14 protein-coding genes and 1 pseudogene are annotated in these 24,805 nt (G+C 56.4%); 6 read left to right on the top strand and 9 right to left on the bottom strand.

Going from position 1 to position 24,805, the window contains the following annotated elements; all coding sequences use genetic code 11:
- Nucleotides 1-6: 6 nt before the first annotated feature.
- Nucleotides 7-6,312, bottom strand: coding sequence for an AVAST type 3 anti-phage nuclease/ATPase Avs3a (gene avs3a / locus EN846_RS19500; RefSeq protein ID WP_245518725.1), 6,306 nt, complete (start codon nucleotides 6,310-6,312; stop codon nucleotides 7-9).
- 228 nt (nucleotides 6,313-6,540) lie between these two features.
- Here avs3a and EN846_RS19505 point away from each other — a divergent pair, with 228 nt between their 5' ends.
- Nucleotides 6,541-7,668 (top strand): hypothetical protein, encoded by a 1,128-nt coding sequence (locus tag EN846_RS19505; protein ID WP_135898844.1) that lies wholly within the window; start codon nucleotides 6,541-6,543, stop codon nucleotides 7,666-7,668.
- Between the two features lie 16 nt (nucleotides 7,669-7,684).
- Here EN846_RS19505 and EN846_RS19510 read toward each other — a convergent pair whose 3' ends face one another.
- The gene (locus EN846_RS19510) at nucleotides 7,685-8,308 is read right to left on the bottom strand and encodes a hypothetical protein (protein WP_128346353.1); all 624 of its coding nucleotides are present in this window, start codon (nucleotides 8,306-8,308) and stop codon (nucleotides 7,685-7,687) included.
- 157 nt (nucleotides 8,309-8,465) lie between these two features.
- The gene (locus tag EN846_RS19515) at nucleotides 8,466-9,212 is read right to left on the bottom strand and encodes a hypothetical protein (RefSeq protein ID WP_128346352.1); all 747 of its coding nucleotides are present in this window, start codon (nucleotides 9,210-9,212) and stop codon (nucleotides 8,466-8,468) included.
- A 193-nt stretch (nucleotides 9,213-9,405) separates the two neighbouring features.
- Between EN846_RS19515 and EN846_RS19520 the strand changes: the two genes are divergently transcribed.
- Nucleotides 9,406-11,577, top strand: a complete 2,172-nt coding sequence (locus tag EN846_RS19520; protein ID WP_128346351.1) for a hypothetical protein — start codon at nucleotides 9,406-9,408, stop codon at nucleotides 11,575-11,577.
- Between the two features lie 21 nt (nucleotides 11,578-11,598).
- Here the strand turns inward: EN846_RS19520 and EN846_RS35885 are convergent, their stop codons facing one another.
- The 4 genes from EN846_RS35885 to EN846_RS19535 form a co-directional block, all read right to left on the bottom strand.
- Nucleotides 11,599-11,805 carry a TIGR02391 family protein gene (locus tag EN846_RS35885; protein WP_348630827.1) on the bottom strand — a complete coding sequence of 69 codons (207 nt, stop codon included), beginning with the start codon at nucleotides 11,803-11,805 and terminating at the stop codon, nucleotides 11,599-11,601.
- The gene (locus tag EN846_RS19525) at nucleotides 11,708-12,400 is read right to left on the bottom strand and encodes a TIGR02391 family protein (RefSeq protein WP_245518727.1); all 693 of its coding nucleotides are present in this window, start codon (nucleotides 12,398-12,400) and stop codon (nucleotides 11,708-11,710) included. Before EN846_RS19525 ends, EN846_RS35885 begins: the two co-directional genes overlap by 98 nt.
- Nucleotides 12,401-12,568: 168 nt before the next feature.
- Nucleotides 12,569-13,558: a hypothetical protein gene (locus EN846_RS19530; protein ID WP_189379623.1), complete on the bottom strand. Its 990-nt coding sequence runs from the start codon at nucleotides 13,556-13,558 to the stop codon at nucleotides 12,569-12,571.
- A 71-nt stretch (nucleotides 13,559-13,629) separates the two neighbouring features.
- Nucleotides 13,630-14,175 carry a DUF6650 family protein gene (locus EN846_RS19535; protein WP_128346350.1) on the bottom strand — a complete coding sequence of 182 codons (546 nt, stop codon included), beginning with the start codon at nucleotides 14,173-14,175 and terminating at the stop codon, nucleotides 13,630-13,632.
- A 258-nt stretch (nucleotides 14,176-14,433) separates the two neighbouring features.
- On the opposite strand from EN846_RS19535, the gene EN846_RS19540 reads away from it, so the two are divergent.
- Both EN846_RS19540 and EN846_RS19545 read left to right on the top strand, forming a co-directional pair.
- Nucleotides 14,434-17,202, top strand: coding sequence for a UvrD-helicase domain-containing protein (locus EN846_RS19540; protein WP_245493361.1), 2,769 nt, complete (start codon nucleotides 14,434-14,436; stop codon nucleotides 17,200-17,202).
- A gap of 183 nt (nucleotides 17,203-17,385) precedes the next feature.
- The gene (locus EN846_RS19545) at nucleotides 17,386-17,841 is read left to right on the top strand and encodes a MucR family transcriptional regulator (protein WP_128346349.1); all 456 of its coding nucleotides are present in this window, start codon (nucleotides 17,386-17,388) and stop codon (nucleotides 17,839-17,841) included.
- A gap of 499 nt (nucleotides 17,842-18,340) precedes the next feature.
- On the opposite strand, the gene EN846_RS19550 is transcribed toward EN846_RS19545, so the two are convergent.
- Nucleotides 18,341-19,708, bottom strand: coding sequence for a hypothetical protein (locus EN846_RS19550; protein ID WP_128346348.1), 1,368 nt, complete (start codon nucleotides 19,706-19,708; stop codon nucleotides 18,341-18,343).
- Nucleotides 19,709-20,586: 878 nt separating this feature from the next.
- Between EN846_RS19550 and EN846_RS19555 the strand changes: the two genes are divergently transcribed.
- A complete protein-coding gene (locus EN846_RS19555; RefSeq protein ID WP_128346347.1) occupies nucleotides 20,587-21,132 on the top strand; it encodes a hypothetical protein in 546 nt (181 codons plus the stop codon).
- A 630-nt stretch (nucleotides 21,133-21,762) separates the two neighbouring features.
- Nucleotides 21,763-21,936: pseudogene (locus EN846_RS35890) on the top strand (IS21 family transposase); the annotation flags it as partial.
- 548 nt (nucleotides 21,937-22,484) lie between these two features.
- On the opposite strand, the gene EN846_RS19575 reads toward EN846_RS35890, so the two are convergent.
- On the bottom strand, nucleotides 22,485-23,771 hold the full coding sequence (locus tag EN846_RS19575) for a hypothetical protein (protein WP_128346346.1): 1,287 nt from the start codon (nucleotides 23,769-23,771) through the stop codon (nucleotides 22,485-22,487).
- Between the last annotated feature and the right edge of the window lie 1,034 nt (nucleotides 23,772-24,805).

The following is a 24,805-nucleotide window of genomic DNA, read 5'->3' on the forward strand; positions in this document are numbered from 1 at the left end:
ATCGCGTCAGCATGTTTCGACACTTCCGTCGGATTTGATGAGGAAGAGTTGGACCGTGGGCGGGACTTTCTTGTTGTCATCGTCATCTCGGCTTTCGTATCGAGAGTAGCTGCGCCGCCGCTCGATTTCCACTTTAACGATCATGTCCATATCGAGCTTGCGCAACAGCTGCCGGATGAATGGTAACGACGCCTGGACCCGACTGCCTCTGTTGTCGCTGGTGTGATCGTCCCTTTCGTGAAACATCCCCCAGGTTTCGATCACCATGGAGGCCGGTTCCTTCGCGTCCAGCCGCCAGTGCCGGCCTTCGCGGTCGGCTACCAGGTCCATGACATCGATAACGTCATCTGACGGTCGCGGCGCGGGGTAGCGAATTTCCCCTGCCCAAGGATCTTTGTCATCAATCCCCCTTTCGCGCGTGCGATCAATTATCCAGCCCTTCAACTGGAACGACCCGGAATCAATCTGCCGATCACTCATGGCTTCAGGGATCGCGTAGTCGTTTGGATCATCGGCACTGTGCAAAGCACGGAGCAATGCCGACGACCTTTCACGCGAAACAAGGGCGCTTCGGATCGTGCACTCTTCCTGTTGTCTGCCTGACGAGGCGTTCCAGTAACCCCAAGGGGTCACCACCTCTGGCGACGGAGAGAACACGCGGTCTATATCTTCGCGGCGAACAGATGAAGGCCAATCGGCGTCTTTGATGTCATTTTTCCAGGAAAGAACATCAAGCGGGATAGGGTCTCGCCGGTCGGCAAGCCAATAGCCGTCCGTGCGGGACAGGTCATGGTATGATCGGAACCATTCTGAAAAGTCGTCCTCGGTCGTGTCGGGGCTACGGTAGGTTGGCGCAGTGTCCAGAAGCTGCCCAGCCACGATCATCGTAGCGTGGGAGCCCAGATAGAAACGGAGGTCGTCAACACTTGGGTATGAGCTATTTGAATGCCGTGTGTCTTCGTAGTCGAACATCTTCCGGCGGCTTCGCGCATCCTCTTGCCAATGCAACCGGCCGAGATACTGCCAGTCGTCCGTAACGACGGCTGCCACCCGTCGCTGAATATCGCTGCTCAAAAGGCCGAAGCACTTCGCCAGTGGCGGGAACCAATACGACTCCATGTCATAGTCAAAATAGAAACGGTCTTCGTCATACGTGCTCGGCGACGAACGTGCGCTTCCGCGCTCATAAGAGCGTGCTTCGATCGCCGGGAACGGCGATACGTTCACGGCCAAGATTTGTGCGCGTAATTCTGGATCAAGCAATCCAGCATCGATCAGCGCAAGCGCTGCACGTTTCGCCAACTCACGAATGACAACGTGAGCCTCTGGCGGGCGCATATTTTGGAAGATGAAATCAGAATGAGCGGCGACAATATCGGGGCAATTCCTGGCTGCCCGTGCAAGAGCAATCAGAAACCACTGACGTGCATGCAGGTTGTAGAAAAACAGCCCGGCATCGGCAAACGCGCCGCCCACATTGCCGCGAACATACGCAACCAACGCCGAAATGACCGGGCGATGCCGAAGCTCGCAGAACGCATGAACGGCGTGCGCGGCCTCCCAGCGCCGTGTGGCGCGGGGTGAGGCCAGCGCGCCAAAGACATACCCCGCAACCGCGCTATCGATATCCCCTCCAGGCGCGAGCGCGGCAGACCACGGCCCGTCGCCGTCGGTATCTTTAAGGACTGCATCGAAAAGTTTCAGACCGAAGCCAAGCGCGTCGGATGCTTCGCTTCGGGTTACCTTGCCGGCAAGCAGGCCCACCAGCGTAAACAGCCGGCCGACATCTAAAATCTCAGTAACCTCACCGATACCCGTCAGAACGACTTCAATGACATCGCCCTCAAGAACGCCGGCCAATTCACAGGCGGTCTTGAACGGCAGCACTTCGTAGTGGCGGCCGCGAGTCACATCCAGGCAATAGCGGCGGCCGAAGCTGCGTAAGGCGGCAGCTAGGGCTGCCTGGATGGAAAGCCTCGTTTTCCACGCGGCCGGAAACGTCTCGAGGAAGCTCCGGACGTGGTAAAGGTCAAATTCTGGCGCCTCGGCCAAAGCTATAACAAATTCCGCTTCTTTCCCCGCAGGAATGCGTGCAATGGCCTGCTGAAAAAATTGATCTTGATAGAATGGCGGTTCGGATTTGCGGAATCGCTGCTGGGCTTTTGAGAGTTCGTTTGCCACGACCGGATTGACGCCCCGGAAAATCGCGCGCCAATCCTTTTTGGCATCTTCTTTCCAGCGTGTCGACGGGCGCCCGTTGCCGCTCTCTTCATTGTCCGCATCCTCCTTCCTCTCATCGCGCTCGTGCTGGTCAAGGCGCGTTTGCAAATCAGGCGCGGCAATACGGTGCTTGGCGAACAGGTCTCGAACCTTGCGCCACGTCGCAACGGTGTGTCCTTGCATCTTGATGTAGTGGTAGCCGAGATCCGCAACCGACTGTTTCTCGGCCTTCGTCCCACAGGCATCGAGCGCGGAAGCGAGTACATCTGCCTCATTCCATTCCGCACGGAATCCGATCAGGGGCAGCGCCTTTCGCGCATCCAGCATTTTCCGTTCAACAAGGAACTCAACGGCTGCCGCCAAAACCCTGCCGGGCCGGCCAAAGGCACGGTCGCGCCACCGGCTTAATATGGCGAAGGATGATACAGGGCAGAGAGCTGCGATGGCCTCAACTGTCCGATGCCAGTCGAAATGCTTGTCCCGTGCAACATAGTCGTAGGTCACTTCGGCGCAGCGCGCGAGGTTGTATGCCATTTCAGGCGCAGGTTGCGCCTGATCGGCGGCAGCTTCGGCCAAATCCAAAAGCGCTGCCCAGCGGTCCACATTTTCGTTGCCAACCTTGCTGGCAACCTCAACGGCCTGGTTGAAATAGGCCTCGGCTTCCGACCGGCTTGTGGCGAGCACCGATCTTGCCAAGGTTACATACATTTCGGCTTTTGTATCGGCGTGGTCGCGCTCATCCTTTGTCCGTTGAAATGCTTGCGCCGCGTATTGAAGCGCATTGGCTGATAGCCCCGCAGAACGCGCCATGGAACGCGCAAGCGCTGCGAGCGTCGGAGTATAAAGGGGCCTCTTTAGCCCTGCGGTCCAGTCAACAAGCCTCTGAATGGATGTGCTGTCGGTCGCTTTGGCGCGCACAAGGATGGCCAACCAGAGGTGGGCAACCTGATCGGCGGTACGCCACTCTTCGCGGTGGTTGATCCGCGCGGCAGAAGCGGATTCCGTGATTGATCGCGAAATGGCGCTCGCCAGCCCTACCTTGCCGGCCCTTTTTACCAGCCGTTCCGCCCAAAGCGTATGCCACGGCAACAAGGCCCCGACGTCTTCTTGGAACTCCTGGGCTTCTTGCGACTGGGAATAGTTGTTTTCCTTCTCAATCTCGGCACGAAGCTCGGCATGCGCTAGATCAAGCAAATTCAGGGTCTTTCCGAGCAATGCCGCGTGCACGGCGTAAGCGCGAATGATCGGTGCGCGCCCATCATTGAAACGGGTGCCTACTCCCCGTGGGGGCTCCTTGGGCAGATAGCGTGACAAAAGCCTTGCAAGTACCGTCGTCGTGCCGACAGACAGGCGATGGCATGCCTCGACCAACGCGGTCACCGCCATCAACGGACGGTCGTGAGCGTTCCAGTTGTCGCCCGCGTCGAATGTGACGGATGGCTTGCACAATTGCTTGAGGCACTTTGCAAGAGCCTCTTTTGGGGGCGTGCGATCGACCTCACGCAATTCCACGACAATAGCCAGCAGGAGATAGACGTTATCGCCTGCGGCAAGCGAAAGGTCGTCAAGGTCTTTGTAGCGGCTGTGATCGACGAACCGATGCGCAAGGTACCGGCCGACGTTGAAAGGAACCGACGGCGGCGTCCACCCCATTAGGCTGTTGGCGCATGCGCGTGCGCCGTGGATGTTGAAGTATGCGATGGCCATTTCACCGATATCTTTGTCGGTCATCGTTTCGCGGCCGCGTTCCTTGTTGGAAAGCCGCGACCAGTTGCGCATCCACTCCGTGGCCATGCGTAATCGGCTGCGCGCATCGCCCTGCAGCTCGGTATAGCCGGACATCAGCGCCGCTTCATAAGCATTGTGCGAGCCGACCCAACTCGATCCAAAAATTTTACGCGAAACGAGTTCTTGAGCGCGGCCGGCTTCCATGAGCGCCGAAACCAGATCCGTGTTTCCTTGGAGAAGTGCCCGTTGGCGCTCATCACCTGCGGTCTCGCCGCCGGCCTTTAAGGCAAGTTTGGCAGCATCGAGATAGCGCTTGGCGCGAAGGCTCGCTTTCAGTGCAAATTGCAGGCGCTGAAGCTCGACATCACGCCGGTCGAGCGGGTTGAGCTCCGGCAACGCTTCCGAAGAGAGCGCGAGCGCCACCAACTCTTCAAACTGTCCCGCCTCCAGCATAAGTTGCGGCAGTGCCGCTGCAACATAGGCGCTACCAGAAGAAAGCGGCTTGATGCTGGCGATGAACGCGCCGAGATCGGCGGCCGTGGGCTTAAATCGTTCCCGGAACCAGCTTTCGGATGGTTCATCAAAAAACTGGATGGTCTCGCCCGTAACAATAAGCGGTCGCCGAAGATCGTATGCAAAGCTCTTGATGGCGGAGGCTGGAACGCCGGACATTGAAGACAAAACGGCAATGGGAACAAGAGGCCGCAGGGCCGCAAGACCCGCGCATATGCTGTCAATCTGCGTCTTCCCCACCGCGCCGGCTTCATCACGCATCCTGGCTATCGCGGCAGCCAGCAGGTTGCCAATCGCCTTTTCGACCGTCGTCGGATTGGGGCCTAGCTCACGCAGAATTTCTGCCAAGGTCCCGCCACCTGAAATGGCAAGCGCCTGGACACGCGGGTTTTTCGAGCTGAGGCGATGAAATTCATCGATGTCCTGTTCACTGGCGTCCGGAAAAGCGTGGCGCAGATGTGCGGCGGTCTCATCCCGTCCGAAGGATTCCAGCTCAAGCGACAACGCGCTTGGCGGTGGGTCCAGTTTGTCCTGGCGATGCGACCTGCAGAGCGCAACGATACGCACGCCGTCCGGTATCTGTTCTCTTAGCAAATCACGGATGAATGCCCGCGCCTCGCCAATTTCCTCCGCCGCCATCTGCGCATTGTCCGCAGCATCGATGATAATGCACAGCAAGGCTCGCGGGTTCTTGGCGCGAAGAAGGCTAACGGCTTGTTCGAGCCGAAAGATAAATTTTTTAAGATAGTCGACAGATCCCGCGTGCGAGGTCGGAATCAGCAAGTGACATAAGGTCTTGCCGGCGAGCTCGTTGACGATCTGGACGAGCGCATCCTTATGGCGATGACGGTACCCGGTTGCGCTGCGATACTGGCCGTTTCCAAAGCAATCATAGAGAACGCTCTCAGAGCCAGGCGGCAGCCCGAGATGAATGCGGGTAGCGAAGATCGACTTGCCAATCCCTCCCTCGGCATGAACCACCACCGGCCTGTTTCCGGCACGGACAATAGCCTTGATCAGGTCCCCTTCTTGCTTGCGTGGGACGACGTCGCTCAATTGCTCGATAAGACAGGGCGCAGGATAAAGCCGACTCTCGTCCGCCTTCAGGGCCCGCAACACATCCATCCGTTCAATGCTGGGATTGGATGCTGCGTCGGAAAGCGCCTTGCGATTCACCAGTTCCTTCAATTGCGTCGGTGCATCGACATCGGCATCTGGCAAATACTGGCTGACGTCCTGGAAAAGGATGTTTCGCTGATCCCACAGTGCATCGTGTCTGCCTTCAAGCTTCAGCAATTTGCAGAAGTCGGCGAGCTTAGCCCCCTTCAGCCCGGTATATGTTTCCAGCTTCTTCAAATCTGCTGGCTTGACCACAAGTCCTTTCGCGGCGTTCTCGACCGCTTCCGTCACCGCCTGGCTGATTGGCCGGTTCGATACGAAAAGAAACTCGAGGGTTGGGTGTCTGCCGATCTTTACCGAAGCTGCAAGAATGGCTTTGTACCATTTGGCAAAGCCGGCGATCGTGTTTTCAAGCCCGCTTGCCGGCCATGGCTTATTTGGAGCCTCGGTCGAATGTTTGAGCTGGATATAGCGAACAAGACTTGCCCTAGCAAAATCACGGTCCCCGAAATACTCGGCGAGATCGATCACTTCCTCTCCGGCTGTAATTGGTCCCTTTGGGGTCTTGTCTGACGGGGATGCGCCCTCGACAGTTACCGACTTGAGGTCCGACCGCGGTGGAAGAAGATGAAGGCAGCGGCGCGCGGCCCACAGGTAGTGAAACTGGTCGCCGTCACGGCTCGGTCTGACCAGATTGGTCGTCACGGCTTTCTTTTTCGCGGGCTTGCTCAAGGGCCTATCAACTCGTCATGATGGCGTGATTGGAGATTTGTGTGATTCTGATTCGCAATCATAGCTGGGCCAAATACTTCCTGACGAAAACTTTCCGCTAACCGCTTCAATTTGCTATGAGTTACTACTTCCCAGCGCATTTGGCCGGCTTACGATGGCGGTAGCATTTGGTGGGAACCCAAACTGGAAACACTTGGCCGTAAGTTTCTTCTCCCGAAGTTCGTTGCCTTGGATTCTTCCCATCTCGGCGCTATCGCCGGGGACAAGGCTGGTAAGGACGGCGAGCGCGTAAGACGGGCCGAGGCCTTCGATCAGGCTTTTATGGAAACCGGTAGTGTTTTGCTGCTCTCCTGGCATCATTTTCAGGAACTGTTTTCGCACCGAAGTGAGGAAGTAGCCGCGCAGCGTGTCGCATACCTTCAATCGCTGCCCTTGGTCGCCTCTATCGCCTCCTTCCAGAAAGAAGACATTGTCGGCTCGGCCGCCAGCCTGCAATCTTTCGAGATTGCTGCCGCATTCCAATATCCGGCTGCGGGCGCCGCAGTGGTGCGCGAAGAAGCGGCGAAAGCCATGTTTCGTCTCACCAGCGGTGCTGACCTTGTCCGGCCGTTTCTAGAAAACTGGACGGCCCTGCGTGAAAGTTTTATTCACAGCGAAGAACGCACCCGTGAAGTGGTGGCGATTTCCAAATCCGACTTCGCCGGCAACGCCGATGCCAAGATCATGGACCTTCTGAAGGATCGGATACGCGCGCCGAATGACATGTTGCAGCAGTTTCAGCGCCTCCATGTCCGCCTTGCTGCAGATATTCGGCAGCGCGGCGACAAGCGCATTCCCGACGCGGACGATACATCGCGCGCTTTTATCAAAGACGTCATGCGCATCGGTGCGGAAATTGTCCGCCCCGACAACCCGGGGATTCGGATTCTGCAAGCCTGGGGATTTGATCTGTCAGATATCGACCCCGAAACAACCCTCGCCGACCTTGGCGATATGGCAGTTTTCCGCAGGAAGCTGGAAGTGCTGAACGTGCAGTTGAACCTACCCTGGCCGGAGCTCATTGCGCGGGTAAGGGAGGACCAATTGCCCTCGGGCATCATCTACAATGCCATTCGACGCTTTCACCCTGACACGCATGAATGGGACGGCAGTGAACTGACAGACCGCTATCTAGCCTGCCTCGCCGCCTATGCCGATGTGACCTACGTCGACAAGCGAACCTATGAAGCCTGCAGGCTTGCCCGGCAGAAATCGGAAACGTTTGCCGCCCTCGCTCGACATGTCGAAAAGGCCGGAAGCTATGAAGCGATACCCGGCCAGCTCGCGGCGCGGTTTGCGCAAGCGGCGACCACCTAACTTTCAACGCCCACCTTCAATACGGCACGTCGACCACGGCGCCTGGCTCCCGGTCAGCCAATCCCCAAAACCGCGTTACAGCACGCACGTAGCGCGCGAAGTCGCGGTCAGACAGCTGGATGCCTTCGCTGAGAATGGCATGCTCTTCCGACTTTGCAGCGACGGTGTTGTCCGCATAACGCCAAAGGTGAGGAGCACGGTCACGCAACTTGGTCAGAGAACCTCCGTCGCCATGCCGCACGGCGTTTCCCAGCAGGTGCAATTCCTCGATTGTCGCCCTTACTTGCCCTGTTTCCAGGTCAAGGCCATGACGCAAACCGGTCCCTCGGACAAGTTTATTGATTTCCACGGTGGCAATACCGGCACGCCGATCTTCCGGGACATGTATCCTCGCCCAAATCCGGAGCTGGCGCTCAAAGAGCCCGTCCAGCGTGAGCGCGAAGCTGCGCCGCGCTTCGAAAGCAAGCATGTTCGACGTGTGCATATGGGCGTGATCGAGAAACTCCGCCGTAGATGCCGCAGGCCCACTGATCTTTACGCCGGTATGGAGTGGCAGGTTGTCCAGCGCAGGCAGCACGACGCGCGTGTAGAAACGGTGAAGGTCGGCCTGAAAAATTCGAGGCAATAAATCTTGGGGCATAGGCACTGCTTCGATGAAAATTCGCTGCTGCCCCGACAGTAGCGATGATGCAGACGGCCATTCAAGAGCTGCGGCGCCACTGGCTTAGCCAACGGGCCGCCATGGCATTAGCAAGTCGCTGAAACGCTCGTGAGACAACAAGAATTCGCAGACCGACCTAACGCGGCGACTTCAACACGCCAGACGCGAGGCAAGATACGCCAAAGAGCTTCATCTCCCGTTTGATGTTCGCCGTTTCAGCGGGGCTTGCATGAGGTGTAATCATCACTTGATTGATGAACGTCTTCGCCTCGATGTCGACATAGACACCCTCTCTCAATGCCTGCTTGTCCAACCAAAGGAGTCTCACTTCGTCTTCGAACTTGAAGGCCCGCCGCTTGTGCAAGAGCATGGTCGCGGCCATCCGGGTAACTTCTTTCTTCGATCCTTCTGCGATCGACTGAGCCAGACGAACAAGAGTTCTCTCGCCACGATACTGGGCGCGGCCTAGAAAAGCGGAGCCGGCGCTGTTCTCGAGGAGGCCTTTTGCCGCGTTCACCATCGCGTCCACACGACAGCGGATTCGCACAACAGGAGTTTCCTTGTCGGGACCAAAGCCTGCCATTCGCCAACGCGGTTCGTCATGTGCACCTGTGGTCCAACACGAGCCGTACGATTGAAATCCCGACAACGGACCGGGGCGATTGAACAGACGATCGCACCACCACCGCTCATAGGGGTCCTGCCAACATCGAACGGGCGAGAGCCGCAGTTTGTTTGTTTCGAAAATCAGCTTGGCGTAACGCCATTCCAGCATGTGATAGAGGAATGGTTTTGTGATTGCGGGATCCGTCATCACTTTCCGGCCGTCTGCGCCGCGCTCGACGAGGGACCAAGAGATGGGATGCTTCTGGTCGATGATCATGACAGATTCCCAAGAGCCAGCTGGCACTCTAATCGGCTCATTCAGTAGCTAAACCATAATTTTCACGGTGAGCCGTGTAGAGTTCTCAACTGAATGTTGCACGTGCCCTTGCGAAAGCACCAGATCTGCGCTCAGAGATTGCAGCCATTTGGTTGAAAAGGACTCCGGCGCATTCAAGCCGCAGATAAGTCACATGGAAAAGCAACTTAGTGAAGGCGAGATCAAAGACGCCCTCGACGACTTGTCGTGGCAAAAACTTAAAGCTCACCTAGACGCGATCGAGCTCGATGAAGCGCTCGCCGACGAACTGCTGGGCCACGTAAAGCGATGCGGGCGGTTAGTTCTCAGGCATCCAGACCCGAAGCGCGAGAAGCTACGAGACGGTCTGCTCGACGGACTGGCCGGATACCTCAGGGAACGCTTGGGAGACGGCGCGCTGTCTAGCTTTGAGGGCGTCCGCACGACGTTTCGAACGATCGAGAATGGCTACCGCGCCATTCTAACATTGCTTTCTCGCGCTGAGATATCGAAGTTGCTGCCTGACGTACGGGTAGCCGCTTATCTTCAGCGCGCAAACGCTCAGTATAAGGACGTAAATAAGCGCGTCGCTGCGGCCATACGCAAGGGAGAAACGCTTGAGGCCATGGCAGGCGTTGTCCTGAAGGACGACGATGGCAACGACTTTTCGCCTGATGCGGCCACCGACGCGATCGTCAGGACTCTGACCAGCACCCTCTTGATGGAAGGGCATACCAACGATTGGTTCGACAAGAACGGCCTGCTCGTCGTGCCAGATTTCGAACCTGCGGATGAGGAAAGTATCTACAAGGCGGGCTCCACCGAAATCCTCGGTATCTGTTGGGGTCGGTGGGAACGCACTGAGGAACACCACAGATTTCTAGAGACGGAGTGGACCGAACTGACGGGCGAGGCCCGTCCAAAGGGGCTGCCCGACAATATCCAGCTCGTAATCGACACAGGCCCGACGGAAACGTGGCTGTGGGATTTCATCGCCAACGAACGGCTCCAGGACCGTCTGGTGCAGACATTCCTGGAGATGTCCTTTGAAACGCGAATGCGTCAGGGACTACGCGGCATCGCTGGCCCTGCTCCTCTGCTTCCCGATGCTTACGTGTCGGCCGAGGAGGCTCATTCGGCCGTATCGTTGTCCGCAATACTAGGCTACGCGGTGGTCGAGGATCTTGCTCGGCCCGGCAAACTCCGCTTGATCGAATGGCTGCGTGGCTACGCATTCTTGAAAGGCCTAGCGGAGGAGCGCTTCGAAAGTAGCGCTGCTGGCGTAATCCTCATCGAAGAGGCCGAACTGTCGGCCAGATTGCAGCAAGTAGGGCTCTCTGCGGAGGCGACGCGAATCTTTCTCGGGCATGTGTCCTTGGGACGGACTAGCCGTGACATGTATGACTGCCCGCTGGTAAGGACCTCGAGCGGGAAGCTTCTTCTGTTCGCTCCGGCCGTTCTCGCCACCCATATCGTCAGCGTCGTCCTCTCAAACCTCTCCAGACTGCGTGAGCAGCTGTCACGCAAGGGAGCCGCTTTCGAGACCAGCGTACGCAAGTTTTTCATTGATCGCGGAATGGATTGCCGGGGCTTTAAGGTCAAACGCCAGGGAGAGGTATATGAATTCGATGCCATCCTTGTCTGGGGCGACCGTATTTTTCTGTTTGAGTGTAAGAATCGCAGTCTCTCGGGCCGAAACCCGGTACAGGCATATTACTTCGCGCTTGAAAACCGCTCTAACGCGCGCCAACTCCAGCGCCTGGCGGGCGCGCTTCGGCAACATCCGGATATCCTAACCGAGGAATTTGGCCCGGACGCTGCAAACAAGGAGGTCATCCCTTGCATCCTGAATTCGCTGCCGTTCTCTTTGCCAGGGTTGCAAGATGGCGTCTACTTCACGGACTGGTCTGCTGTTACCAGGTTCTTCCAGGACAGGTATGTGCACGCAAAGACGGCGCACCACGTCACCGATGATGTGACTCTGCTGCATCGATCCGCTCTCTACGATTTATGGCACGGGGATCAGCCGACGCCGGATCGTTTCATCCGGGCTTTGGACAACCCCTTCCAGTTGGAAATCGTGGGTAACCACATAGATATCCACCGCAGCATATTCCCCGTTGGTCCCGAGATGGCAGTGGTTTCTCGCGAATTCATGCGGGAAAACACCACGGCGGAATCTATAGCTGAGACATTGGGCGCTTCACCAGATCGGCTGCGTGCCGACATCGCCAAGGTCGGACACGCGGTTAAGAACGTGCGTGCAAGGCATAAACAGTCACTCCTGCGAAGAGAAGACCGCGCGTGGCGCGAACTTCGAAAGCGGCGTCCGGCTTTAGGCGAATAGAGGGAGGCCAACCGCCTTCTATCAGCTCCGCGGAGGCATGCTGGCAGCGTCCAGGCGACGGTGAATCAACGAAACAAGCGACAGCAAGTCTTCGGCGTCTTCCTTTGACATCGCCCAGTTTATTCGCGCCTCATGTGCCATGGGATTGCGGAACATCCCGAACGTCCCTTTCAGGAGATTGCCGAAGCCCTTCTGCTCGTCCTGCCTCGCTTTTGGTAGCGAGGGCATTGATTGCCAGCATCGGAGGTGTCCCCGAGAACGCCCTATCGACGAGCACGGCGCCGTCGTCATCGAGCCCGGTGCGAGTTCGCACCTTGGCGGCGATGCTTTTCACCGCTTCGAGCACGGCGTGGAAATAGTTGTCCTGCAGCAGTTCTTGCCGACAGAACTTCATTACGTCCGGATGCACGCCTCGTGAAGCGAGGTCTTCGCGCAGCTCTCGCGCCCGCCGCTCTGCCTGCCCGAGCGTCTCGACTTTTTCTGCCTTCGATAGCTCGCCAGAAGCGGCGACCGAAAGCCCCGTGAACGCGAGCGCCCGGTTGAGATTCGCACGCATTGGTTCGAAGCGTTCAGGCTCGCTGACAAACCGCGCCGGCTTCATGGCCTTCCGGATGAACCCAATGATGCGAGTGCGATCGCGGCGCGTATTCTGCTCATGCGCGAAGGCGTTGTAGAGGCGATGTCTTTTCGTGATGGCGGGATCGGTATCCTTGATACGACAACTCGTCAGAAGGTGACCAATTTCGGGGCCTCTCAATCCCTCCGACGTATCCGCGAGTGCATCCGCAATTGCCTGCAGCTGTTCTTGGGAAAACGAAGCCACAACAACCCCTGTGTTCTGACGTGGTAGCGTATCAGCCCCAAATTGTCACAGAGCATGTAGAATCCCTCGATAGCCAAGCGGCGACTGGTTCGAAGCGGACAACCGCCAAAGCCTCAGGACCTGAAGCTGAAAGGCCCAAAAGGGAGGTTATTGATTTATGAGGTTCAGTCATTCTCTCCGATTTAGTAACGCAGCCCAGTCGATTGCCGCAGTTCCGCCAGCGAGTGTAGGAGGGGCATCAGCCCAAAAGTAATTTTCGCCCTCTCGAAAATCCACCGCGAGTATTTTCTCATCAGAGAATATGCAATTCGAAAAATCACATCTCTCAAAAGCATATTTATAGTTCGCATGATGATTTAGTGAATCAATCGAGTCGACACGGGCGATACCGCAGTTCTTGAACATCGACTTATCAAATCGACCATCGACTTTTACGTACTTCCATCGCGCTACTGTTACGCCGTTAAATGACGCATTCTTTAGGCTGTCAATTTCATATTCGTCATCGAACGGAAATTCTCCTCCAAAATATTTTACAGAGGCGAACCCTGGAATGTAGTGCCAGTATACAGGATCATCGTCGTAATGATAATCCTCTTCTGGTTCTACAACGTAAAAGGTGATGCTTCGACCAGTGTTAAAACCCGCTTCGTCTCCCGATCGCATGACACCGGAAATCTCTTCTCGATGCCGGTTGCCGTGATAGTTACGCATATGATCTTCGACAAAATCAGCGAGCAGGTTCATTGCGCTTCGCGCATAGTCCGCTTGCCCGCTATGAATGAGCACACTTAGGGTGGCGACACCGGCAGACACATGGGATGGTTTGCTTGGCTCGCTCAAAAGTTTAGCTCCCTCCTGAAGCAGTTTTGCGCGCCCTTCGTTCTCAGCTTGATTGGCCTGCCTAACGCTAATGGAGCCTCGCCAGCTAACCGTGCAAAAAGTTACCAACGCGAACAGTGCAACACCGAAGGGGGCGAGCGCTTGGGCCAAGCGGGTATCATGCTCCCCATCGAAGCCGTTACCGAAAATGAAGAGAAAGGCGGCTACGATAGCCACGGCCGTGAACGTCGCACTGACGATAGACAGCACATACCAATGCTTTTCGGTAATAGTTGGCCACTCGCCGGTTGAATCCTTACCCCTACGTTCGGTCACGTAGCCCCCCAGCTCGACGTTTATCCGAACGCACATGCCAGTATTGCGTCAGCTTTGTTAGCGCTACAGATTCAATCATGGCGCTCGACAGCTACGGGGAAGGTCGACGCAAGGTCTTCCTCCACGTCTATCTCGAATTCGGCGGCGAGCGCCGAAAGCTGCAATCCAAAGATTGCCCGTAACTCCCCCAACGCGACGAAATAGCCGGGCGTCAGCGGGCGCTCGCCATGATCATGCCACCGGGCGGGTGATCCATGATCAACGTCGTCGCGCAGCCGATAGGCGATGTTTCGGTAGTCCGGCAGGGCATCCTCCAGAAAATGCCGAGAGGCTGTGCGCAAATGCCGGACGCGCCGTGCAGCTGATGAGTTCTCGGGAAGGTCGTTCAAGATTTGCGTAAGCTCATTGCGAATCTGAATCATCGACTGATCAACTTGGTCCGGAACCTCGAAATGCATCGGCACGAAGAGCACACGCCGATTCTCTAAGAAATTGAACAGCCGCAAGATCACCGTCCGTTGCGCGACTGGCGGATTCCAGCTCGCGCTAATACTAAGGAACCCGATGCCGGTGAGCCTGCTTCGAATGGCATCGAAGCTTCGCCGAACGATCGCCATCTACTCTCCCCCACTCCAGATTCGCATCATTGGCGCGGTAGGACGTAAAAGGAAAGCCCGGCAGGGCGTAACTCGCCGCAACCATCTAATGAAATCGTTGACGCGCGGACGCTCTCGCGTTGTTTCCCGTGACGGGCGACGAAAAGAGCCATGCCTACATCGCGGCCCGATCAATGTCCGACGACGATGATTTGGAACATTTCAATCTGTTGCTGATATTCGCCCTCGAAGACCTCCTATTTTGCGGGCGTATTGAACGTGGCTTTGACCAAATTGCTACCTGGCCGCTCGCGCACCTACCGGCCTGGTTTCTTTGCGCGGATGTTTCCAGGGGGAAAATGGAAACTGACCCTAGACCCGAAAACTTCGGGATACTTTCGGCTCGCTCAAGATGGCGAAGTGCAGCTTAGCTGCCTCGAAATCGTGTCAATTTCCACCAGCAGGGCCCTCTTGTGGCATACTGTTGAGATCCGCGCTCGTGGCAGAACAGATTTGCTATCGGCACTATCGGGTGACGCGGCCACACAGCTGGCCGCGGACCTTCATGCCTTCATTAACACTCACCTTTTCGGGCTGATCGCCACCGAGAAGGGGCGCCTGCTCGAGGTCAACGACAGACTTCGCGAGCTTACCGAAGGCAACAGACAGTATCTTGCACAGGGCGATCTGGGCAGGGCTGTTGCCGAAGTCCCTGGCGCCGCTGCGGCCGCCCTCTCTCACCCGCTTTTAAACCCAGACATGATGCCAGCAGGACTGAAGGCCTCCCTTCCGGCCTCGTTCGCGATGATAACCGACCCAGGCGTCCGCCATGCCTACAACGAGGCTTTCGTCCGCTCGGAATTGATGAGGTTTCAGCCGTTCTTCGACGATCTCGATCGGCGCTCGTTTTCCCACCAGCAGCGCGAGGCCTGTATCCGCCTGGAGGACAACAACCTGCTGGTCGCCTCGGCAGGCTCCGGCAAGTCCGCGACGATGGTCGGCAAGGTTGCCTACGTGCTGGAGAAGCAACTCTATCGGCCCGACGAGATCCTGCTCCTAGCCTATAACAAGAGCGCAGCCGATGAACTCAGGACGAGGATCGCTGCGCAGCTGCAGGTCCCGGAGGACGCCCTGGAGTGCCGCGTCACGACGTTTCATGCGCTTGGGCGCGGAATCATCGAGGAGATCGAGGGCCGGCCAGCCCAGCTCGCCAACTGGGTGGATCATCCCGCTGGCGAAACAAGGGTTATCGAGGCGATCATCCAGAATCTAAGCGAGGGCGACCCGGAATTCGCCCGGATGTGGGCCGAGCTTCTCGTCGTGCATCCCAAGGCGGACATCCCGATAGAGGTATTCGATGGGGAGGCTGACTACCGGCGCTACGTATCGGACACCCTTAGAAAGGGTAATGCCACGATCGGTTCCTTGTCCGCAGTGATCGTAAAGTCGTTGCAGGAGAAGAAGATCGCCAACTGGCTTTGGCTGCATTCAGTCGCCTTCGAATACGAACGGCAAATTGCGGTGGAGGAAGACGATGGCAGCGTCCGCCATCTGCACCCGGATTTCTACTATCCGCAGACTGAAACTGTGCATGAGCATTTCGCGCTCGATGCGGACGGAAGCTCGCCCTTCGCGGACTACGCCGAGCACGCCGAGAACAAGCGAAAGGCATATCGCCGCAATGAAATCGATTTCTTCGAGACCACTTCCGCTCAGGCCAGCGACGAGACGCTACTCAGCACGCTAGAATCCGAACTGGCGCGTCGCTCAATACCCTTCGAGCGCAGGAGCTACACTGAAATCACCAAAGCGCTCGATCCGGTCGTTATCAAACACTATCATCAGCTGATATCTACCTGCTTGAAGCACATACGTGCCAGCCACCTCACGCTCGACATGCTGCTCGAACGTGCCAAGACCTTGCACGACAAGGAGCGTGCCAAATTGTTCGCTCGCGTGGTCTGGGCGATCACTCAGGGATATTCCCGAAAGCTCGAGGAAACGAAACGGATCGACTTCGATTCGATGATCGCGGATGCGGTCCGACTGGTCGAGACAGGCCGATATCGAAGCCCTTATTCGCTGATACTCGTGGATGAGTTTCAAGACATTTCCGAGCCGCGCGCTAACCTCATCAAGGCGCTCAAACAGCAGAAAGCGTTCAGCAAGGTCTTCGCGGTCGGAGACGACTGGCAGTCGATCTATCGCTTTGCCGGATCGGACATTACGATATTTACACGGTTCGAAGCGAACTTCGGGACCAGTTGGCAGGGGCGCCTTGAACAGACGTATCGCTGTAACCAGCTCATTGCCGAAACGGCCGCTAAGTTCGTCCAGCGCAACCCTGAACAGATCAAGAAGTCCGTCCGCTCAACGCGACCGGCCGTCCCGCGATCGATCCGTGTCATTCCCATTGAGGATAAGCGCGACAAGCCGGACTTTGCGGCGGCCTGCCAGCGCCTGCTCCAACGGCTTGATGCCGCTCTGGGTGCGATCGCCGACCGGTGGCGCGACGAAAAGCGCGACAAGCTTAAGGTTCTGGTTTTGTGGCGCTACAACGTCCTCGATCCATTCGAGGGGCGGCCGCCGTCCTTTGCAAACATTGAGGTGGCCGGGCTGTCGTTTCACCGAGCCAAGGGCCTTGAGGCCGACTACACGGTCCTGCTCGATGTCAGCGAGGGCAATTACGGCGTACCAAGCCGCATCGAAGACGATGAGCTGCTAAACCTGGTCATTCCCCGCCCCGAGACCTTCGCCTACGCCGAAGAACGACGCCTGTTCTACGTGGCGCTAACGCGCGCGAGCCGAGGGGTCTACATGCTCACCAATCGCCGTCAGCCGTCCCGCTATATCCAAGAGCTTTGCGAGATCGCCGGCGATGAAGTCCGCTTCGAGACGATTGAGGGAGCGGAATTGAGCCAATGCCCGGCCTGCCACGTTGGCCAATTGGTTGAGCGACGCAGCAAGGACGGATCGATGTTTCGTGGGTGCAATCAGTTTCCAGACTGCAAGCACACGGAACCGGCGAGCATAGTGCGAAGACGGTAACCGCCTGCACTCATTGTGACGGTGAACTAGGACCTTTACGAACTCACGCTCTAAGGATCGTTGAGCTGAGCCTTGGCCTGACGGGGGAAAGAAGCGGCTGGTAGATTTATCTCGGCATCGCTCAAAATTGCGATATACGGAAAATGGGCGATGCGGATTTGACCCCATACCAGGAGCGAATACTTGAGTGATCAAAACGAAGCCGCGACGGCCGATCTGGTCGGGCTGACGGCAGACATTGTCTCTGCCTACGTCAGCCAAAACCCCCTGCCCGTCGCTGGATTGCCAGACCTTATCGCGTCGATCCATTCGTCGCTTACGGGCCTTGGTCAGCCGAATGTGCCCGAGTCGTCTCAGCAGGAACCCGCCGTCAATCCGAAAAGGTCGGTAACGCCGGACTACATCATCTGCCTGGAAGACGGGAAGAAATTCAAATCGCTGAAACGTCATCTTGCGGTTCACTATGGGCTGGCTCCGAACGCATACCGCGAAAAGTGGGGATTGAAGCCAGACTACCCGATGGTAGCACCGAACTACGCGGCCCAAAGATCTACGCTCGCGAAGGCTGCGGGGCTCGGACGCAAACCGCAACCAACGCCGGCCAAAAAGGGTCCTGCCAAACGCAAACTCAGGGCTTAGTGAAGCCAAGCAGTCGGAACGTCCAACCTCGGGCGCCTCAACAGGTGCGGGTAGCCAATCGAGACCACCCGCGCGTCCACCATCATTCCGTGCGATCTTCGGCGACGTTTTGCGCTTTAGACTGAGCGTCGCCGATAGCAGAAGAGTGCTTCCTCGATAGTGGGTCTCGCGATGTAGCGGTCTTCCGACTCGAACGCCGAGAAAAGGGCTTCGATCAAAGTCGCAACACTGCGGATCGAGACCCGCCAATTTCCTTCATCAGCGCGCGCAATTCGGCTGAAGGCTCAAGGCAGAAAGTTCGAAAAGCTTCCAATAACCCAAGGCAAACCAAACGCCGCGGGGAACAATTAGATTCGCGTACATCTCGGCGAACATCCGGATTGAAGCGGTCAGTTATCTATCACCCCCCATACCTGCAGCGACGATCGCGGCGTCGGCATCGCCGGCATTGCGCGGCAGTGTCCTAGTCGTTCAGGGCGATCCTTGGCGGCAATTGGCCTCACCAGTGGTCTTGATGCTCCGGCGACGACCGCGCTGCTGCAGACTGTATTGCGGTGACGACCGCACGGCCGTTTGCCAGTATCGCCTCCACGATAGTCTGCAACTGCGTCGTGTCGTTCGCATAAGCCCCGATATAGCCTGCACGGATCAGGTCAACGAACGGCTGTTCGCGCATGTAACGTCCACCAAGTGCGTCATAATCGATACGCAACCCGCCGCGCGGGCCTTGACTCGCGGGGGTCGTAACGAACAACTTGAAATGGTCAAGTGGCAGAAGGACGCCCCCCTGCCGGATCGCCGCGTTTCGCTTTACGAACTTCAGATAGAACACGCCCGAGTGCAATCGATACTCGGTGTCATCCCCACGCCCTGGTCGCCCGAACGCGCCCATCCGTGCAATCTCTTGCGCGAGTTGCTCGTCGGGTCGATAGACCCAGCCGCCTCCGGATGGCTCAAGCATCTTATGCTGTACCATCACCACGTTGCGCTGGATGGTGTTAATGTAAATGAGGTCAACTCCGAGCGCGTGCTCAAGCGGACGACGGTTCGCGGTGATGACTTCGAGGCGCTCGTCGCCGCGGCGGTAGACCGCGCGGCCGGTTGCATCGCTTCCCACCAGATCCATGCCGCTTACCCACCGGGCGTCATGCTCAACGAAGCCGTCTTCGATGGCATGCGTGCGCGAGCCTCGGCTGGATTCGAAAGCGTCAAACTTTCCAGAATCGTCATTTTCGTCGACGGCAACTCGCGAGATCGCGGTCTCATCTTCATCTAGAAGCTCAACGAATTCCGCCGGCGCTTCGGACGATAGCCCGAACGAGCGGAGCGCCGTCCTAAGGCTCTGTTCTTGAAGTGCATCGTTTCCCCTCACGCGACGTGGAACGCTCAACGACGCCGAGATTGATCGGAAGGCGACGTAGTTATTCTCGATCGTTGCCAGCTTCTCGGCGATGTGACCGCTCAGCTTTGCTGAAAGCATGGTAAGTTGCTCCTGCTCCGCAAGCCTAGCTCGAAGCGCCGCAATATGTGTGGGATCGTCGAGGAGCTCGACGAGGCCGTCCGGCGACGAGGGCTCGATCGAAAATACCCGTTTGAGCTTCACACGCGACTGAATTGTCGTGATCGCACTCGGATTTCCAATTACGCCGGCCATCATCTTGGCGCCACTCTTCGTGCCGGCGACCAGCAAACATAGCGTCGGCGCCCTCAGTGAAGCGAGTGCGCGATGATGGATGGCGATCGTGAACTCGCCTATGCCTCTCCGCGACGCGCTAAGTGCCGACCATTCGGCCGCGTCTAGCCGCAAAAGAGCAATAGGCTTCGCCTGCAAATGCGCTATGAGCGTCGAAATCCAACTGCTCTTCATGCCTGCAGGCGCGTATGGACGCACATGTCCCAGACGAACTCCTCGGCAGACGAACCTGAGCCCAGCAAATGGCCCAGCCTCCTCGCCTCGGACGCTCTTGCTGGCGCCACTATATACACACAGCGATCGGCTCTAGTCCCGGTGACGAACGGCGTCGGGACTAGGTGCGTAGTAGTGGTCTTCGTTGCTTCGCAGCCAATGCAGGACATAGCGTGCATGATAGTTGCGGACAATCCCAGCGCAAGTGCGGTCGAGTTGTTTCCTGTAGGCGCTGAAAAGACAGGATGGCCATAGAGCAGGATGACTTTCTCTGGAGACCCATTCGCTCAGTAACCTAGGCTGCCAACTCCGCCATCTATCTTTTCGAGCAGCGACGCTGCGCATGGGGGGGGCTATCTTTCGCGGCAGGGAACATATTAAGGAAGCGATGAGATCGCTTTGGCAAAAAAAAGACGTTCTGGTTGGCCAGGCATCTGGCGAATTCCAAGCATCAGCCCTGGTTGACTTCTTGACAACCATCCGTTCATCTTAAGCAAAGCAGATGCCAGTTCCACCGGTCAAACATGGCAAATCGACACAGACAGAGCTGGTTGTTTGCGAAACGCCTATCCTCCGAGATACGTCGTATCAGTTCAGGAAGACGAAACGCCCGACAATCACCGCCGGCCATACCGACGCGATTGACGACAAAAGACATAATATCCATGGCAACGTCCATGGCGGCACTAATTCTGTCTGTTACCTCTCTGTATTTGAATTCGCTACGGCAAATTGACGACCTTAGCGTTGTGTTTGGAGCCCCCTTAGCTCTATCGATTAACGACGCAGTGACTTCGTATAAATCTGACGAGAGTGGAACATACACATCTGGAAACACTATGGAACTTTGGTCCGATATCGATTTGGTATACGTAAATAAAGGCAACAGGAATATTGTCGTTCTGGACGCAAAAATAATCATTTTACAACCAGGTGGCGAAAAATATCTAAATACAAATTCAAATGATTATTGTGAATACGGCTACCCGGGTCAAACATCTCTAAATATTATTCACCCAGCAACGATCGTAAAAGCTGGAGAGGTCGTTCCTCTGCGCGTCAAAGTAAACGACAAAGATTTACTCGATTCGGGATCAACTTCCAGCGTAAGCTTAGACGAGAAAGGTATCGTTCAGGTAGCTATTGTCCCATTCAGCAAAAATAAGGGAAGGTTTCTAGCACGAACGTGTATGCTATTTCGAATTGCAAGCGCAGGATCCGATAACGGTTATACAGAAAAATTTGTTCCTTTGATAGGCACATATTTTGAAAGAGATAACCTTAGACAATGGCGATATGCAATATCTGATAAGGATTTGTTACGGAATAGGAAGCCATACATTTTGCTTGAGAACTCAGAAAGTACATTATTGAATTTATTCTAAGGGCATCAATCTTATCGCCCTTTCCATACCGCGATGCCGATCTGGCGCAGTAAGGCGAAAGGGGTTGTCGAAGGTGAGCGATCGGCATGAGGCGCAAAGCTGCCGTTTGCGTCATAGGGACGAGCGCCCGCCCCGGGTGCGTTTTGCCCTTACCCACTGGTGTTTGCAACATCGATACAGATCATCATGCCCAAGACCGTAGGAAATATCGCGAGGTTTCCGAGTGGGGGGAAAGGCGGTAGCGCTCTACCGACTCGAACCCCCATATGCTTGGATCAAGGTTGCACCACATCGGATCCAGACGCCCCGACCTCCTTCAGAAGCGCGCGCATCTCGACGGGAGCCGCAAAACAGAAAGTTCGAAAAGCTTCCAGGAACCCTGGTCGATGGCCAATAGTAGAATCTCTGGCGTCCGCTTTTGGGCCGGAAGGAGACGGTCGGCTCCTGGACTTCAAAGGTCGGAAGCTGCCATTTATCTTGGACCACCAAGACCGTCGGTCTACAAGAAACGCTCAGCGGCACGCGTCGACCCGTCGACCCCGTTTGAGGGATGATTTTCGTCCAAACGGGACCCCTTAACGTGGGGTCATCAAGATGCCTCCGGTTTGATCGGAGGCATTTGTGTTTTGGATGTTGGTGGTGGAGACGATTGCAAAGATGCGTCGGCTGTCGCCGGTGCAGGGAAAGTCGATCAAGGCTATCTGCCGGGAGCTTGGTATCTCCCCGGAAGGTTGTGTTGTTCGCAAGGTGCTGCGATCGGACGAGACCGAGTTCCGCTACGAACGCATTCTTCCAGTACCTCGGCCGATGGCGCACTACGACTGTGGTAACATCAGCCGTTTCCATCTCAAATACGGGGTCACGACTTTACCGAAGAAGAACCTCGCTTGCCTCATCAATGCGTTCGGTGACCTCCGATACCAGCTTCGACGACCACGGGCACCAAAAGCTGCGTGGGAGGAAGCTTCCTCCAACTTCTTCGAGATGCGCCTCGACGTAAGTGACATTCGCGTCACAGACCTCAATTTGCCACTCGAAAAAGCCGATACTATTCGGCGCCAAGTGGAACGACCAGTATGGATTATATGGCACTTGCCGCTGTATTACGGTGCCTTGAACGCTGTCGTTTCGCCGCCCCTCTGCAACAATGGCGCGCGCCTCCGCGATCTTGGCAGGATCAATCAGTTTGAACACAAACTGTTTTGTTAGGCCTTCAGGTGAGCTCTGCTCAAAGACGAAATACGCGGCTTGCTCTGCCACATTAGCGACTTGTGCCACCTATTCTCTCCGATCTGGTGGGTGTTAAACGTCTGAGGGGTTTGAGAGCAGTCCACATGCGATTCAGGTGATATTTAGCCACCGCTTCCGCCACCAGCTACCGCCACTCCCTCACAGATCTCTCTAAACATGTTGACGTGGGGCGCGAATTTCGGCGCGGGCGTTTTCCATCCAGCCGGCTTCGCGATGCTCGGCATCGTCTTATCAACAACGCCCTCTAGAATCTTGCAGAATGCCGAATCGAAGGGCGGGAGGGTATTGTTGTTTCCTCCAAAGGTAGGGATTTCGTGGCATAGAGCGCACGGAGCATTGCCTGCATTGAGAAGTGGAGCTGGATTGCCCCATGTGGGCTGTCCCGATATTGGCTCGTATCGCGCTGCCGGGTCAGTAATGAACGGGTCCGAAACTTCGAGTGCAGTACCAGGGTGGATCAAGAATACGTTGTAGCCTCGGTGACAGTTCGTACAATTTTCAGCGACGTTGGACCCATCTTGAATTGACGTGATAGCAAATTTTTCCCCGGCCGCGCCTGATAGCCGTTGTCCAGTTGTCTTGTCGATGTTATCCCAAAAGCAAGCTTTTCCAGTCTCTGCACTTTGGCAGATAATTCCGAGAAGACCTATCTCATTTGTATCCTTATCGCGGCGTGGCAGTGCGAGACATGCACCTGGGACGTTTGGATCAGAATACGCAAATACCTGCGTGATATTGGTCGGGTCTCCAGCAAACGTATAATTTCCGTCTAGCGTCCCTTGGAGTATCCATTGCGACGAACCCCAATCCGGAGGAATAGGAACGCGGCTCTGTCGACAAGTCTCAATATAGTTCGCCGCTGCTGGAGTCTCTGCAAAAAACTGATCCAAACCCATACCTTGGAGTTCCGTCGTGACGGCAGGTAACTTGCTGAACCTAATTCTGCTACTTGATATCGGCGCCAAACCTGCCCAGGCCTCGACGGCCTTGAAAACGGAATAATAGGATCGCTGCTGCTGAGATGATCCATTGTCTATCAGCCAATAGGTAAGGCTGGCTTCTGCTAGAAGCTGGCCTTCTGGATTACCCGCAAAGGCTTGGCGAGCGTCAGCTTTGATGGGAGAGAATCGCGTTTTGCTGGTATCCGTCAGAGTTTCCTCAAGCGACGTATTGAACGCAGTGAGCACGGCCGCAATGTTTTCAGCCGTGGGTTGTATGACGGTAAGATCGTGGTTCAAGAGCATGCCGTGGTACGGATAGACTATCGGTAGACCAGTCGACTCTGAGATCCTTATTTCGGGAACAGGTTCTTGAGCTTGTGAACTAAGCAAGGACAGCAGGACGGCAGATAATGCCGCGGCGACTAGTGCCTTGTTGAAGCCTGGCATCGAGTACCTCATCACTAGTTCCTCCACGAAAGGTCTATGTTCCGCCGCGTTGCGTCTCAACGAGCTATGGTTTCTAATTCAGTATGCGAAGGCACTCGGGCACATGTCGCACCCTCTCCCTGCGTTGCCAAAATCTTTGCCTTCGCCATCTCGTCTCGAGTGCGTAGATCGCTGTCCATTGACGCAGATATTGGTCGAGCGTTTCCCTCTCTGCATTGGCATACTGTGCGATAGCGCGATGGAATGATTGCTCGTTGGAGATTAGGCGCGCAACTGCGGCACCTTTGGACATAGCCGCGGCAACGCCCGCTCCGGTGATGGGGTCATACGAAACCGCTGCGTCTCCGACGGCGACCCAGTTGGGGCCTCCGATGGATAGCCGAACAGAGCTCCGCGAGGGAACGACGACCGGATCAGGCGCGCGGCCGCCAGTTTTCGCGTATCGGTCGCGTGTGTTTGGCACTGCTTGCAAATTGCGCATGAAAAATTCAGCGCGAGCCCGGCGGCCGGTTGGCAGGTTGTCTGCGTCGGTCATAAGAGCAAATACGGAACGTGATCCCGGCAGCGGTGCCGAGTACCACCAGCCCAGCGGAGCACTCTCGACGAGAAACTGTGTTCCGAACCCGCCGTCGCCTGTCGTGTCAGGATACACAAGCAAACCGACCAAGGCGTCAAATGCATGCCTAGCCCGTAAGCCTGCAGTTCCGCCTGATCTACCAGTGGCCTCTATGACAAAATCGACCTTTGCAGTACGTCGCCTACCGGCTGGGTCACTCCAACTAAGACTTGGGCTGGAGTGACTGGTGTCTGCGCGTAGATGGCATGCGTCATTCACCAGCTGAACGCCTTGCGTGACAGCGGCATCTCGCAAGAACCTGGCAAAGTCCTTACGTTCAAGAAGGATTTCGCCGTCTAGGGCGTCGAGCGTGGCGTCGAGTTCTGTGGCCTCGCCGCCCCAAACAGATATGCGACCTTGAACGCGAAGTGGGAAAAGTTCTTGAGCAGCTGTCCAGAGGTTGAGCGACGACAAGGCA

It is taken from the genome of Mesorhizobium sp. M4B.F.Ca.ET.203.01.1.1 (assembly GCF_004791025.1).
GTDB lineage: Bacteria > Pseudomonadota > Alphaproteobacteria > Rhizobiales > Rhizobiaceae > Mesorhizobium > Mesorhizobium abyssinicae.